This window comes from Microcoleus sp. T2B6, assembly GCF_036700475.1.
GTDB lineage: Bacteria > Cyanobacteriota > Cyanobacteriia > Cyanobacteriales > Microcoleaceae > Microcoleus.
Genome location: NZ_JAUBOZ010000007.1, coordinates 130,108 through 142,995, shown reverse-complemented (window position 1 = coordinate 142,995; position 12,888 = coordinate 130,108). Strand labels below are relative to the sequence as shown.

Here is a 12,888-nt window from a genome sequence, read left to right as displayed (position 1 = left end):
ATTAGTCATTAGTCATTAGTCATTAGTCATTAGTCATTAGTCATTAGTCATTAGTCATTAGTCATTAGTCATTAGTTGTTGGTTGTTAGTTATTGTTGTTTTTAATTACCAATAATCAATGCCCAATGCCCAATGCCCAATGCCCAATGCCCAATGCCCAATGCCCAATGCCCCATGCCCAATTCCCCATTCCCCATTCCCCATTCCCAAATTAAATTATGCCTAACCTGAAAGAATTCTTAGAAGCTTGCGAACAATTGGGCACGCTGCGTTTAATCGTGACTAGCAGCGCGGCTGTGCTGGAAGTGCGCGGTTCCATTCACAAGCTGTTTTATGCGGAGTTGCCGAAGGGAAAGTATGCCAATATGCACGCCGAAATATTTGAGTTTCACCTAAATATGGACAAAATAAAACAGGTGAAGTTTGAAACTGGGGAGGCGAAAAGAGGCAATTTCACTACTTATGCAATTCGTTTTCTCGACGAACAAAATGAGGCTGCTTTGAGTGCGTTTTTGCAGTGGGGAAAGCCGGGGGAATACGAACCAGGACAGGTGGAAAATTGGCACGACTTGAAGGAGAAATACGGGGAAGTTTGGGAACCTGCACCTGTTGAGGCGCTTTAAAAAATCGGTTTTTCCACCTTTGAATTGCATATTGGGGGCGGGTAGGATGCCCAACCCCTACTCCCCACAAGCAGAACTTTTATTTTTGTGAAACAGGCATCTTGCCTGTTTATGAAACTTCTATAAAATATGATGTTTAAGTCGTTTGTTGTCTAATTTTTGAATTTATGAACCGCAGAGGGCGCAGAGAACGCAGAGAAGAGATAAAGAAGAGAAAGAGAGACATAAGGTTAGTTGTTTGAATGTAATTGGGTATGAAGGGAATTTGGGGTTTTTGTCTGGTTTTGCTGGTGTTGCTGTGGGGTGGCGTTGCGAGGGCAGGGGTTTTGGGCGATCGCATATCAAGTTTTCCCAATTGGGGAAGCAAGCCTCCTATCGCTGTAGCTAAGGGAGATTTGGTATATCCCGACTGGATGGCGGGGAATTGGAATGTTGCTAGCACTTTGGTAGATTTAGCCGCTCCTTTAGCGCCAAATATTGTCACGCCAGGGTTTGAAAGCAACCGCCAGTATTTGCAGCAGCCGATATTATTTAAAGTGCGATTTCAACCTGAAAAACAAAATGGGTTAAGTTCTAATTCTACATTAAAAAATGCTCAAAAGATTGTAGCCGATCGCACTTTTAACGGTTTGAATATTGCCAAGGCTTATTTAGGCGATCGTGGCGTACTTTCGGTGAAAGTCGATCCGACCAATCCCAACCGCCAAATTACTGTTTTGAAAGGGGAACGCCAACTAATTTCGATTGTTACCAGTCGGGGAACTGAGACGCCGAATCCTCGCGAGTTTGTGTCTACAGAGATTTCTCAGCAGATTTTTCGGGGAGAGTCTGATATTTATTTAAACGAGGTGGAAACAACAACGGCTTATCGAGTGGTTGCAGGCGGCGGGAAAAAGGGCGATTCTGCGAGTAAAAGAATTGAGGCGGATCAGGTGACAGCGATTTATTTGTCGCCGCAAGACCCGGATTATTTTGCTGCTGGGGGGCATCCTGTGGCTCTCTACCGATATCGGTTGGAGTTGGTGCGGGCCTAATTAAGCTGTCATCTCGATCGGTCTAGCAATGGACTTTTTTCGCCCCTGTCTCTCCTTACATCAGCTTTCCTGATGACCCTCATCAGTTTAACTGTCGCTCAACCCCTTTACAAACCTTAACGATACCGTTAATAATAGAAACATAATCCGAACATTGACAACCAAATACAGCAATCATAAAACCATGACAACAACCTTACAGCAGCGCGAAAGCGCCAACGTCTGGGAACGCTTTTGTGAATGGGTCACAAGCACCGACAACCGGATTTACATCGGTTGGTTCGGAGTCTTGATGATTCCCACCTTGCTCAGCGCCACCATCTGCTACATCATCGCCTTCATCGCTGCTCCTCCAGTGGACATCGACGGCATCCGTGAACCAGTAGCAGGTTCCTTAATGTACGGTAACAACATCATCACAGGTGCTGTTGTTCCTTCATCTAACGCAATTGGCTTGCACTTCTACCCAATCTGGGAAGCAGCTTCCCTCGATGAGTGGTTGTACAACGGCGGCCCTTACCAATTGGTAATTTTCCACTTCCTGATCGGTGTATTTTGCTACATGGGTCGTGAATGGGAATTGTCTTACCGCTTAGGTATGCGTCCTTGGATCTGCGTAGCTTACTCTGCACCAGTTGCAGCAGCCACCGCAGTATTCTTGATCTACCCAATTGGACAAGGTTCGTTCTCTGACGGTATGCCTTTGGGTATCTCCGGCACATTCAACTTCATGATCGTGTTCCAAGCCGAGCACAACATCCTGATGCACCCCTTCCACATGTTGGGAGTTGCTGGTGTCTTCGGTGGTTCTTTGTTCTCCGCCATGCACGGTTCTCTCGTTACTTCCTCTTTGGTTCGTGAAACAACCGAAACCGAATCGCAAAACTACGGTTACAAATTCGGTCAAGAAGAAGAAACCTACAACATCGTTGCAGCCCACGGCTACTTCGGTCGTTTGATTTTCCAATACGCTTCTTTCAACAACAGCCGTTCTTTGCACTTCTTGTTAGGTGCATGGCCAGTTGTCGGCATCTGGTTTACCGCTTTGGGTATCTCCACCATGGCTTTCAACTTGAACGGTTTCAACTTCAACCAATCGATTATCGACTCGCAAGGTCGTGTCATCAATACTTGGGCTGATGTGATCAACCGCGCTAACTTGGGTATGGAAGTAATGCACGAGCGCAATGCTCACAACTTCCCGCTTGATTTGGCTGCTAGTGAAGTCACCCCAGTAGCAATGGTTGCTCCTTCTATCAACGGTTAATTTTTAACTTGAGATTGACAAAAAGCGCTCCTAGAAATAGGGGCGCTTTTTGTTTGGGGAAAATATTTTGCGATGACTCGGCGGTTGAAACCGCGTCTACACAAACGAAGTCCGCCTCCGCGGACTAAAGAATAGAATATTACGATAGACTCCAAATTTTTGAAGTCGTATATTATGGAAAAATGATTGTGAAAGGTAAGTCAGATGGTTGTCGCAATTTCTAAAGCAGGATTGGGTAAAGGTGCGGCTTTCCTGTCAAACGTGACATGGGAGACTCTGGAAAAATTGGATGCTGATTTGGCGGACACTGGGGCGCGTTTAACTTATTTGGATGGGTGTTTAGAAATTATGGCTCCTTTATCTGAAGAACATGAAGAACCTAAAAAAACTTTAGGTCAACTTTTAGAAAGTTATATGCGGACGAAAGACATTCGTTTTTATGCGCGCGGCAGTACAACTATCGGGATGAAGAAATTAGGCGCGCGGAAGGAACCAGATGAGTCTTACTGTTTGGGTACGCGCAAGTCGGTTCCAGATTTGGCGATCGAGGTGACAGTGACGAGTGGTGGAATTGATACGCTGGAAATTTATCGTCGGGTGGGTGTGCAGGAGGTTTGGTTTTGGGAGGATGGTGTAATTTCGGTTTATTGTTTGCGCCCAACGGGGTATGAGTTGGTGAGTAAGAGTGAACTGTTGGCGGATTTGGATTTGCGATCGATCGAGTTCTATTCGCGTATGGCAGACCAATATGATGCGGTGAATGCTTTTATGCGATCGTTGTAGAAGTTGAGAAGTGCGATTAAAAAAATCATGCTTTCCCCTCACATTTTGCCTTGGCGGGAGTTTGTTTCCCAGCAGTTTCGGTTCCCGGATTTCGGTAGTTTTGCAGCAGCAATTGGGGCAAAAAGTAGTCACGTAGTTCACGTAAACTCACCGGGACTCCAACATTTCCTCAACTGTCAAGCCAATATCAATTGCAATCCGCTGAAGCAATCTAAGTCATGTATCACGCCCTTTATGAAAAGGAACAGTAGTTCCTCGCCCATCTTGATGACGGAACTGCTTATGTGAGCCTTGTTGACGCACCTCTACAAAGTCAAGGTTCTCTAGTATGCGGACTATTTCCTGTGGTTTCAGAACTGGGATATTGCTCGTGTTTATCGGATCGCAATCTGTTGTGTACCTATAAACTCAGTCTGAAGGACGAGAGTATCATCTTCTAGGAGCATCTCAATTACCTCACGCAGATTCTCGTGTAACTCATCCAAGGTTTCTCCCTGGGAATGCGCCCCAGGAAATCCAGGAATATAACCAACGTAAAGCTTGGTATCAGAATCTTTTTCGATTATAGCGGTAAATGTTTTCATAAGATTCGCTTTCTATTCGTTAAATGTAAGAAATGTAATCTCTCATATATTATATAATATTTCACCTGCACTGAATGTATGCTTTGAATACGGGATTGAGGAAAAAGAGCGATCGCCCTCCTACTAACACTTTTTCCACTAAGCCGCGTCGCGCTAAAGATTGTATGGCTTGCCAAAATTCTGGTTGGGATAATTCACTCTCAGTAGCTTTTCGGGAAATATCTACACTTTCATTTTGAGTTGCCAACCAGTATAATGCCTTTTTTTCTGAGCCTGATAAACGCTCTAGGTGAGAGTCTAAGATGGGTTCTAAGTCACCTAAAAATAAATCATTTACATCGGATAAAAACCGGGAAACGCTACCATCAAACAACTCCAAAATAGTTGCAGCAATGATATTTAGCCAGGAAGGATGACCTTGATAAAGGGCGAGCAAGTCTGACCATTTTTCCTCATCGACTAATCCTTTTTGTTGGAAAATTTCTGTGGCTTGTTGTCCTAACCCTTTGAGGTGTAAGCTTCGCGTGGAGAGGTTTTCGGCTTCTAAATTCGCGATTTCTTTGGGTTTTTCCCAACTGAGGAGGATTAAACAACTCTGATGGGAGGATGTAGCAATTTGTTTAAAAAATTTGCCATAGTCTTCATAGCCTGCTAAATATTGACCTGCTAATTGACTGCTACTAAAAATATTCTGTACGTCATCAAGAATGACTAGACAGCGAGAAGATCGGAAATAATCGATGATTGTGGGTAATGGGGGTTGTTGCGATCGCCCAAAAAATTGCTTGAGTTCGGTTTGGAGGGTTGAAAGTGCGGGAGTGTGGGTGAGGCTTAACCAAATAATATAATCAAATTCGGTTTGAATTTGTTCGATGAGTTTGAGGGCGATCGCACTTTTGCCAATTCCGCTTAAGCCGTAGACGGTAATTAAGCGGGTGTGGGCTTGTAAAATCCATTGTTTGAGGGTGGAGAGTTCTGAGGTGCGATCGTAAAAGTAAGGCAGTTCGGGTGCGTCTGTTAAATCGATTATTGGGGATTGACTTTTGTTTTGGGGAGAGTCTGGGGGAAAGGGCGATCGGGTTTGGGAAGATTTTATAGTTTGTATAAATTGACCACAAATAACATTATCAATTTGTAATAAAGAGTCATGTAAATGAGAAATGTTAGAAACCCTATGTTTTTTCTCTACCTTGGAACTAAAATTATATTTATTAAGGTCTTCTCCTAATTCCTCACGCAACTTTTCCCATAACTTAGCCGCTTCTTTTTTAACGTGAGATTCACTGCAATTAAACTCTTTAGCTATTTGAGGATATTTTTGCCTTTGCCAAACACCCGTTAGTATTGCTTCGTGTAGGGGTGTGAGATGTTCTCCAGTTTGATCAAAAATCGAATTATTAGCCCATTGTACAACATCTTCAACATTCATGGGTCAGGGTTGAATGAGGTTTACTGAACTATATCCTACTAAATCCTACTTTGTCAACCGATTTATACTAAGTTCTACTAAATACCTTCAGGATGGTTAAAAATTTAGGGTGCTAAATCCAACCGTTTTGAGTTGTCATATCTCAGGTAAATGTTGCAAACTATAAATTAGTTTAAATAGTTAGGAGGGTATGTATTATGGATTTTTTATTTGCCATACCAAGTTTTATTTTCCACTTGATATCAAGTTTATTTTCTTGGGTTTTCAGTGTCCTATCGGGAATTGTAGGTATTTTTCTATTGCCCGTTAAGTTCGTGTGGGGATTATTGATGGGGGTTGGTAAAACACTAATTTCAATAGTATTATTACCAACTTTATTATTTTCCCACCCAGGAGACATCTCATCATCGCAACCTGTTGTCGCCACAACTCCTACAATTCCTAATAACAATCTTGAACAAATATTCAATGAAATAAAGCGGCTAGAATTCGCAGGCAGAAATATGGAGCCTTTGAGAACTAAAGAAAAATCAGGACAGTGCGGTGACAAAATGCGAGAATACAAAGCTCAAGCAGAAAATTTAATTAATAAAACGAAGGCCCTACCTATAAAATATAAGATAACATTAGGATCGGCAGCTATAAGACTCGATTCTTGCGTGTCTTGCACAACTGATGCCAAACAACAATGCGAAATGGTTCTAGTTGATCTCAGTGATTACCAATCAATGATGAATGAAGAGTAAGGAATAACCAGTATTAGTAGGGTGCGTCACATTTATATAAATTTTTGCTCCAACAGAGCGATTATAGCAGGTGACACACTCTACTAAGTAAAACTAACGTCGATAGAGAGTGCCATCAGGCATTTTTGCCCCATTGAGATTTGCTTGTCTCAAGTCTGCACCACTCAGGTTAGCTTGCTGTAAGTTGCTACCAGTAAAGTTTGCTTTTTGTAAGTCAACCCCACTTAAGTCTACTGCACTCAAATTGTTTGCTAGTAAATTTAGTAAGTCTTGACTATTTAACGTGGAACTCCGCCATAAAGCGCTGTTATTTAGGTGTAGCTGAATTAACCCTAGTAATTCTTCCTTACTAAGATTCACTTTATTAGGATCGCTTTTGATTAAGTTAATTAAATCATGTTGATTTAGCTTAGAGCTGACAAGATTCTGTACATCTTGCTGGCTCAAGTTAACTTTATTCCAGTCTAACCCTCTGAAATCCAAGTTACTAGGGTCAGCTTTGATAAAATTCACTAAATCTTGCTTGCTCAAGTTAGCTGTAACTATCTTAATTGAATCTTCCTTACTCAACTTAATTTTACTCCAGTCAAATCCCTGAAAATCTAAATTACCAGGGTTTTTAACTTTGCTGATTTTAACTTCACTCAAGTCAGCACTATTCAAGTCTACTCCAGTCAAATTTGCACCACTCAAATCGGATCTTCTCAAATCAGCATTATGCAGGTTAACACCTTGTAGATTCTTCCCACTTAGGTTAGCGCCTGGTTTGATTTCGGTTTCAGGCGCTACTGGATTGCTTGTAGATTCTTTACTGTCACAACTTCCTCCGAAAACTAAAAAGCAATCAGTTTTTTTAGTTACATTAGGTTGACTTCCTTCTGCTCTGACTTTTTCAGGGTGCATCAAGAGGATTCCCAGACAGAAAAATATGACAATTAAAAACTGGCTAGTCAACTTTTTAGCTTTTGTCATTTGAGGTAGCATCGTAAACTTTCTCCTACAGTGAGTTTGACAGAGATTGAGACAGATATAATATTTGCTAGTGTAACAGTAAAATAGGGAAACGGCGCGATCGAGCGCGCTACTTTTTTCAAGTATAGTTTCCCTAAGTTTTATCTCCACCTTTAGCTAGCGAGGTCCACCTTCAATTGCAGAATTGGCTATTTGAACGAGCGTTTCCTCTCGCCCATTCTTCATCGTTACTCGATACAAAACTCCTTGATACTGCCATTCAACTAAGGCCGTGCAGTAAGCACCGCAGCCATTAGAAAAAACTCCTTGTGTTCTGCCGGCTAATTGAATGGTTTTGAATTCACTCCTAAATCCTCTAGGGGGTGCTTGGGCTGGTTCTCCACCTCTTTCTGCTGAGATACTCCCGATATAGCAAGGCGTACTGCTGCAATTAGGTATGTGGCCCATTTCAACACTATAGCCATTTGTTTCTACTCGGTTTTTTAAGTAAATTTTTTCTGAGAATGGAAGCTGACTGGGGAGAAAAATTGGTACTCTCGTCTTACCTTCAATCTGCGATACAATTTCACGAACTGGAAAAGAAATACTCGATCGAGAATTACCACCTTCAGAATTAGCAGACTGAGGGCGAAACCCTTGCACAAAATTCGTCCACCGCTGAATTTTATTACCAGTAATATCTAAAATTGGAATAGAACGAGTCCTCGATATTGGCCGCCCAGCCTCCCCCTGAGAATATTCGATCGCAGTACGCTCTGGTTTCCCTAAAGCATAAGTATTAGCAATATCGCTAGCCAACTGACAGTTGATTCTGAATTGCCCCATATCAATTTTACCATTTCCGGCGCGGTAGTACCAAGTTCTACCGCCAGCGTTGGGTATCTCCTGACAGTCCGAATATGTCACCTCAAACATTTTGGCAATATGCACGTCATAGAGGCGCAATTGACCCCCATAAGCAGATTTTGTGGTATTGGTTTCTGACACCGTAAGGGTATAAGTTCCTTCCGCGTGTTGCAATCTCATGGGAATTTGTGTTTGAGCGATCGCCCTCGGTATCCCCTGAATTTGGGTTACTGCTCCCCAACTCAAAGTAACAAACCCCAAACTTGTTAGTAATAATTGTTTTGTAACTTTCATTTGTCCCTTAAAAGCTAGAGGATATTTAGAGCCTATCTTCAATATAAGTTAAAGCCACGTTAATTTGTTCCTCTGTAAGCTCAAATAATCCCCCGATCAACTTAGGTGGATATTGAGCCGTCACATAGTCCATGATGCCCTAGATAGTGATGCGCGCACCGGCCATCGCTAGTCCTCTTTCTGTACGGATGATAGCTGTTTGTTCGTTAGGTATGCTTGTCATCTTTATAGCCTCCTAGAAGTTATCTCTATATTACTAGCTGATTACTTGCAAGTCCTGGATTTGCGAGCCCTAGAGTTCTATTCGCGAATAGCCGATCAATATGATGCGGTGAATGCTTTTATGCAATTGATGTAGAAATTGAGAAGAGTGCAGCACTAGCATTGTTAACTTTCATTAGAAGTGTCACCCGATCGCCCTTGAAAACTAATGCGGCGGTAGACTTCAGACATCGGAAGCTCTATATTTAAACTGTGCAGGACGATCGCCCGATCGAGCCGATCGCACACTTGCCATTGCCAGCGCTCGCTACTTGGGCGATCGCCATTATAATATTGCTCAATGTAGGGTTCAGCTTGACTAACCAGCAAATATTCACAAAAACTAGCAAGAGAGCGATATTTTCTGAACTTTTCACCTCGATCGTAGCCTTCAGTAGAGGGGGAAAGAACCTCAACAATCAGTAAAGGATTGAGAATTTCATCCGTGCGATCGCCATTGAATTCCGGTTCGCCATCAATTACCATAACATCAGGATAAGTTCCATGATTGAAGCTAGGAATCCAAATTCGTAAGTCTCCGTTGTAGGTTTGAAAATTTGTGTCTCGCAGAGCCACGTTAAGAAAAGTCGTAATGTCTACGGCAATACGGCTGTGAGCGGGGGAACCTCCTGGCATAGCGATAATCTCTCCGTTACAGTATTCGTGACGTTCTTCGGCAGTTTCCTCGATCGCCCGGTATTCATCTGGAGTAAAGCGAGTCTTTGTCGCATCTGGAAGATTTGGCGGGTTGGTTTGAGTTATAACCACGATCGCACCTCCTAAATAATTAGACCTTAAATAATTATGGCTGACAGCTAGATAATTGTCTCAACCCAGAGGCGTTTTCTGGATTTCCTTCAAATTCCAGAAAAAACTCTCCATGCCTTTGTCCGATTCTGCTTCACAACCGTTAAATTCTCGCTTTCCTTTTAGTTTTAACACTCAATTGCTTAGTAAGCGATGTATAATAATGCAAAGCAAAAAGCAGATTAATTCCAAAAAATACCAAAGTTAAAACAAATGTAAAAAAAGACGTAAACGACAGCCGGGAAGTCATCGTAAACATCGCCAAAATGATTGAGCAAAGCCCAAAACCGGAAGCAAAAGAACTTAAAAGCAGCAACCGCACCTTAGACATAGTTTAATTTAAAGATTATCAGTAAAATACACTCTTGGCATCTACAGATGAGTGCCAAATGATACTTATTACTATATAGCGGAATTGCTCAGTTCCGCCAAGGGCAAAACGACTCTTTTCCTAAAAAGGTTTGAATTATACAGAAAAATACAGCCCGCGCTCTGGTAAACTCCTGTTGCTCGACTTAATATCAATCAAAGGAATTCCCCGGCCTCCGCGAGCATTCCACCTTTCGCCGTACAGTCACCGCAGCCGCAATCGGGCTGACAGCAAAGTATTCGCTTCCAAAACCGCGCTTTCCCTGGGATTCCAAACATGGCCAAAATCCACAAACGCCGTCACCTGCAAAACTCCCTGTTTGTCGTCGGTGCGCTTGCATCGGATACCGCAACTCGGCTGAATCAAAAATCCCGCTATCGGCCAGCAAAGCCTCCTGACCAGGAATTTCAAAGGTGGTACCCGCCACGTGATTTATCCGTGGAATCAATCCAAAATCGAAAATCTAAAATCAGAAGAGCCCCCGCATTTATCTCGCGCAAGTCAATCTAAAATCTAAAATCTAAAATCTAAAATCGATTGACGGTAGCCCCGCAATGTGTCTGAGCCCCCTATACCCAATGGTTCGATCGACAAAAGCTCTGCCCCAGCCAATTCCACATCCGATCGCACCCGCAGCAGCCTCTCAGGAACCAACAACCGCACGTACTGCAATTGACCCCGCCAAATCAAAAATCGACTGTCAGGGCTGCTGCTGCTCACCGTAGCGCCAAATGCTGCCACTCCCTGACAAAACTGCGATCGCGCCGCCAAGACATCTCTCTCCCCTCTGAGTAAAATCCTGAAACAGCCTCAGCACCGCAACCGGATGTCTACCCCGATTATCTGCTTCCGGCGACAGCGGAAAATCCTTTCCCAGCAAAGATGTATCGCTTTCTCGCCTGCTGGTACCAATACCGATGGCAATTTCTCTTCTCGGATTTTGCACGATCGGCTCGCGGTAAGTCAACTGCCAACTACTTCAAATCGATCGACTTTTATCGTACCCGCCATCTTAGCAATTCTGCAGGCTGTGCCGGCGCGGGAACAGCAGGCGGCAAAAGCTGTTCGCCTGAAAGCAAGGGCGCTGGCGGCGCGGGTTACGGGAGACGAGGCGGATTTGGCCGCCGCGGGTTGGGAATCGGAAATTCGTGTCTGTTTTCTCCTCGGTTCGGCAATGGAGGGATAGTTTCTGGGGTCTCACTTTGGGTCAATTGATCGAACTCCGGGATGCTATTTTCTTGCTCTGTAGTGTCTCTATCTAATTCTGAACCCGAGTATAAATCACGAAGCCGATCGCGATCGTCTGCGGTTTCTTGATTTAGTTTGAATTGAGACGGTAAATTATCATGCAAAATTGGCGCTTGCACCCCTGAGTCGGTAGCAACCATCGACTCGCCAAGACTTAGAGCTGATAGCAGTGCGGGGCAAATAGCGGCCATTGAAAAACCAAGCGCTAATGCCTTGAAAAACTTGATTTTACAAAAGCCTCTAGAAGATTGCACGGGCATGACAGATTAGCCATATTTGGTAGTTATTTACACTTACGAGCGGGCGAGACCGACGCAATTGCAAGGAATAAAACCACTCTATCACTTTTTAAACAATTAATTCCTTAACTCAATATAAAGATAGTTGACAGCAACTCTAGTTTGTGTACTTAACAATTACTAAAAACACTCCGACCGAAAGCATCCAGGATACAAGCCCCCGGATTCATTCCGAAAGCAGACTCAGGACCGGGGAAATAAAAAACCTGTATCCGATGAAACTTGCCCCCGGAATTTATCCGTGGGGCCAATGCTTCAATTCTTGAATCTAAAATCTAAAATCTAAAATCTAAAATCGATTGACCTCCCAAGCTAGCCCTCTTGCAAGGAATAAAATTACTTTATCACTTTTTAAACACTTAATTCCTTAAATAAATATAAATATAGTTGACATAATTACCACTTTGTGCATAAAAGAATTTGTCAAAAAAACTCCGACCTCCCAAGCTAGTCCTGTAGGTCGGCGGAGCATTCTATCAAACCTGCGATCTGACAAATAGGTAAATTTTGATACAGATTACTACATTTTATTGAGCTGCGATCGCAATTCTTCCAACTCAGCATCAATCACCGGGCTCGACTCCGAGCTACTAGCTGCTGCCGTTTTACCCGCTGCAGGCAATTGACCTTGAGACACAGAACCCCCGGTCAGTTGAGCTTTCATCTGAGCCAACTCGTCGTCAACATCACCGCCACTTTCGAGCAAGCGGAACTGTTCCTCTAAATTGCTGCCGCCGGCAGCCAATTCTGCCGAAGCCCCCGCGCGAGCTTCAATCTGCAAAACTTTTTCTTCCATGCGATCGAAAGCCGCCATTGAACTGCCAGTATTCAAGGTGCCAATGGTATTGTTGAGCTGTTCCTGAGCCTTAGCAGCGGATATCCTCGCTTTGAGCATATCCTTCTTAGTCTTAGCTTCGGAAATTTTGCTCTCCAAACCGATCAAGTTGCGCTTGAGACTTTCCACCTGAGCCGATTGCTGATCCAGACTGGCTTTCAGGGTAGCCGCCGTTTCAGCGTGAGACTTTTTGCGAACTAGCGCTTCCCTGGCCAAAGTCTCGTCTCCTTTTTGCAGGGCTAGCTGAGCGCGCTGCTGCCACTGGTTAGACTGAGATTCAGCTTGATTGTACTGAGTCTGGGTGCGCTTTTGAGTGGCGATCGCGCTGGCAACGGCCTGACGCAACTGCACCAAGTCTTCCTGCATATCCGTAACAGACTGTTCTAAAATCTTTTCCGGGTCTTCAGCTTTGTTGACCAGATCGTTAAGATTGGCTTTGACGACTCGGCTAATGCGGTCAAATAATCCCATAATGCTATTTTTCCTGGGT

General features: G+C 43.6%; 16 protein-coding genes. 6 read left to right on the top strand and 10 right to left on the bottom strand.

From position 1 onward, the window contains the following. Positions 1-218 precede the first annotated feature (218 nt). The 4 genes from QUA00_RS05395 to QUA00_RS05380 all read left to right on the top strand — a co-directional run bounded on the left by QUA00_RS05395 (position 219) and on the right by QUA00_RS05380 (position 3,707). Positions 219-623 carry a ChuX/HutX family heme-like substrate-binding protein gene (locus QUA00_RS05395; protein WP_333157197.1) on the top strand — a complete coding sequence of 135 codons (405 nt, stop codon included), beginning with the start codon at positions 219-221 and terminating at the stop codon, positions 621-623. A gap of 254 nt (positions 624-877) precedes the next feature. After that, positions 878-1,657: a DUF6816 family protein gene (locus QUA00_RS05390; RefSeq protein ID WP_333408932.1), complete on the top strand. Its 780-nt coding sequence runs from the start codon at positions 878-880 to the stop codon at positions 1,655-1,657. 184 nt (positions 1,658-1,841) lie between these two features. Next, positions 1,842-2,924: a photosystem II q(b) protein gene (gene psbA / locus QUA00_RS05385; protein ID WP_333198860.1), complete on the top strand. Its 1,083-nt coding sequence runs from the start codon at positions 1,842-1,844 to the stop codon at positions 2,922-2,924. 204 nt (positions 2,925-3,128) lie between these two features. Continuing rightward, entirely contained in the window at positions 3,129-3,707 is a 579-nt protein-coding gene (locus tag QUA00_RS05380) for a Uma2 family endonuclease (RefSeq protein WP_333408931.1), read from the top strand. 25 nt (positions 3,708-3,732) lie between these two features. Here the strand turns inward: QUA00_RS05380 and QUA00_RS05375 are convergent, their stop codons facing one another. The 4 genes from QUA00_RS05375 to QUA00_RS05365 all read right to left on the bottom strand — a co-directional run bounded on the left by QUA00_RS05375 (position 3,733) and on the right by QUA00_RS05365 (position 5,720). Continuing rightward, positions 3,733-3,858: a hypothetical protein gene (locus QUA00_RS05375; RefSeq protein ID WP_333408930.1), complete on the bottom strand. Its 126-nt coding sequence runs from the start codon at positions 3,856-3,858 to the stop codon at positions 3,733-3,735. A 65-nt stretch (positions 3,859-3,923) separates the two neighbouring features. Next, the gene (locus tag QUA00_RS36760; RefSeq protein ID WP_445305720.1) at positions 3,924-4,046 is read right to left on the bottom strand and encodes a type II toxin-antitoxin system HicA family toxin; all 123 of its coding nucleotides are present in this window, start codon (positions 4,044-4,046) and stop codon (positions 3,924-3,926) included. A 35-nt stretch (positions 4,047-4,081) separates the two neighbouring features. Further along, positions 4,082-4,291: a type II toxin-antitoxin system HicB family antitoxin gene (locus tag QUA00_RS05370; protein WP_333408929.1), complete on the bottom strand. Its 210-nt coding sequence runs from the start codon at positions 4,289-4,291 to the stop codon at positions 4,082-4,084. A 61-nt stretch (positions 4,292-4,352) separates the two neighbouring features. Further along, positions 4,353-5,720 (bottom strand): ATP-binding protein, encoded by a 1,368-nt coding sequence (locus QUA00_RS05365; protein ID WP_333408928.1) that lies wholly within the window; start codon positions 5,718-5,720, stop codon positions 4,353-4,355. A 197-nt stretch (positions 5,721-5,917) separates the two neighbouring features. On the opposite strand from QUA00_RS05365, the gene QUA00_RS05360 reads away from it, so the two are divergent. After that, positions 5,918-6,466 (top strand): hypothetical protein, encoded by a 549-nt coding sequence (locus QUA00_RS05360; RefSeq protein ID WP_333408927.1) that lies wholly within the window; start codon positions 5,918-5,920, stop codon positions 6,464-6,466. A 93-nt stretch (positions 6,467-6,559) separates the two neighbouring features. On the opposite strand, the gene QUA00_RS05355 is transcribed toward QUA00_RS05360, so the two are convergent. From QUA00_RS05355 to QUA00_RS05335, 5 genes are all read right to left on the bottom strand, one after another. Continuing rightward, positions 6,560-7,450, bottom strand: a complete 891-nt coding sequence (locus tag QUA00_RS05355) for a pentapeptide repeat-containing protein (protein ID WP_333408926.1) — start codon at positions 7,448-7,450, stop codon at positions 6,560-6,562. 144 nt (positions 7,451-7,594) lie between these two features. Then, positions 7,595-8,578, bottom strand: coding sequence for a hypothetical protein (locus QUA00_RS05350; RefSeq protein WP_333408924.1), 984 nt, complete (start codon positions 8,576-8,578; stop codon positions 7,595-7,597). Positions 8,579-8,965: 387 nt separating this feature from the next. Next, positions 8,966-9,607, bottom strand: coding sequence for a Uma2 family endonuclease (locus QUA00_RS05345; RefSeq protein WP_333408923.1), 642 nt, complete (start codon positions 9,605-9,607; stop codon positions 8,966-8,968). 560 nt (positions 9,608-10,167) lie between these two features. After that, positions 10,168-10,443, bottom strand: a complete 276-nt coding sequence (locus QUA00_RS05340; protein WP_333408922.1) for a hypothetical protein — start codon at positions 10,441-10,443, stop codon at positions 10,168-10,170. An 86-nt stretch (positions 10,444-10,529) separates the two neighbouring features. Next, a complete protein-coding gene (locus QUA00_RS05335; RefSeq protein WP_333408920.1) occupies positions 10,530-10,787 on the bottom strand; it encodes a ShlB/FhaC/HecB family hemolysin secretion/activation protein in 258 nt (85 codons plus the stop codon). A 55-nt stretch (positions 10,788-10,842) separates the two neighbouring features. Between QUA00_RS05335 and QUA00_RS05330 the strand changes: the two genes are divergently transcribed. Then, on the top strand, positions 10,843-11,202 hold the full coding sequence (locus tag QUA00_RS05330; RefSeq protein ID WP_333408919.1) for a hypothetical protein: 360 nt from the start codon (positions 10,843-10,845) through the stop codon (positions 11,200-11,202). Positions 11,203-12,083: 881 nt separating this feature from the next. On the opposite strand, the gene QUA00_RS05325 is transcribed toward QUA00_RS05330, so the two are convergent. Beyond that, complete coding sequence (locus QUA00_RS05325) at positions 12,084-12,869, bottom strand: PspA/IM30 family protein (protein WP_006635936.1); 786 nt, start codon at positions 12,867-12,869, stop codon at positions 12,084-12,086. Positions 12,870-12,888 lie beyond the last annotated feature (19 nt).

Excerpts from the sequence above, each read along its gene's own strand:
- QUA00_RS05380 (WP_333408931.1), top strand. The coding sequence starts at position 3,129 with ATGGTTGTCGCAATTTCTAAAGCAGGATTGGGTAAAGGTGCGGCTTTC.
- QUA00_RS05365 (WP_333408928.1), bottom strand. The coding sequence starts at position 5,720 with ATGAATGTTGAAGATGTTGTACAATGGGCTAATAATTCGATTTTTGAT.
- QUA00_RS05370 (WP_333408929.1), bottom strand. The coding sequence starts at position 4,291 with ATGAAAACATTTACCGCTATAATCGAAAAAGATTCTGATACCAAGCTT.
- psbA (WP_333198860.1), top strand. The coding sequence starts at position 1,842 with ATGACAACAACCTTACAGCAGCGCGAAAGCGCCAACGTCTGGGAACGC.
- QUA00_RS05350 (WP_333408924.1), bottom strand. The coding sequence starts at position 8,578 with ATGAAAGTTACAAAACAATTATTACTAACAAGTTTGGGGTTTGTTACT.
- QUA00_RS05325 (WP_006635936.1), bottom strand. The coding sequence starts at position 12,869 with ATGGGATTATTTGACCGCATTAGCCGAGTCGTCAAAGCCAATCTTAAC.
- QUA00_RS05355 (WP_333408926.1), bottom strand. The coding sequence starts at position 7,450 with ATGCTACCTCAAATGACAAAAGCTAAAAAGTTGACTAGCCAGTTTTTA.
- QUA00_RS05360 (WP_333408927.1), top strand. The coding sequence starts at position 5,918 with ATGGATTTTTTATTTGCCATACCAAGTTTTATTTTCCACTTGATATCA.
- QUA00_RS05330 (WP_333408919.1), top strand. The coding sequence starts at position 10,843 with ATGTCTACCCCGATTATCTGCTTCCGGCGACAGCGGAAAATCCTTTCC.
- QUA00_RS05395 (WP_333157197.1), top strand. The coding sequence starts at position 219 with ATGCCTAACCTGAAAGAATTCTTAGAAGCTTGCGAACAATTGGGCACG.
- QUA00_RS05390 (WP_333408932.1), top strand. The coding sequence starts at position 878 with ATGAAGGGAATTTGGGGTTTTTGTCTGGTTTTGCTGGTGTTGCTGTGG.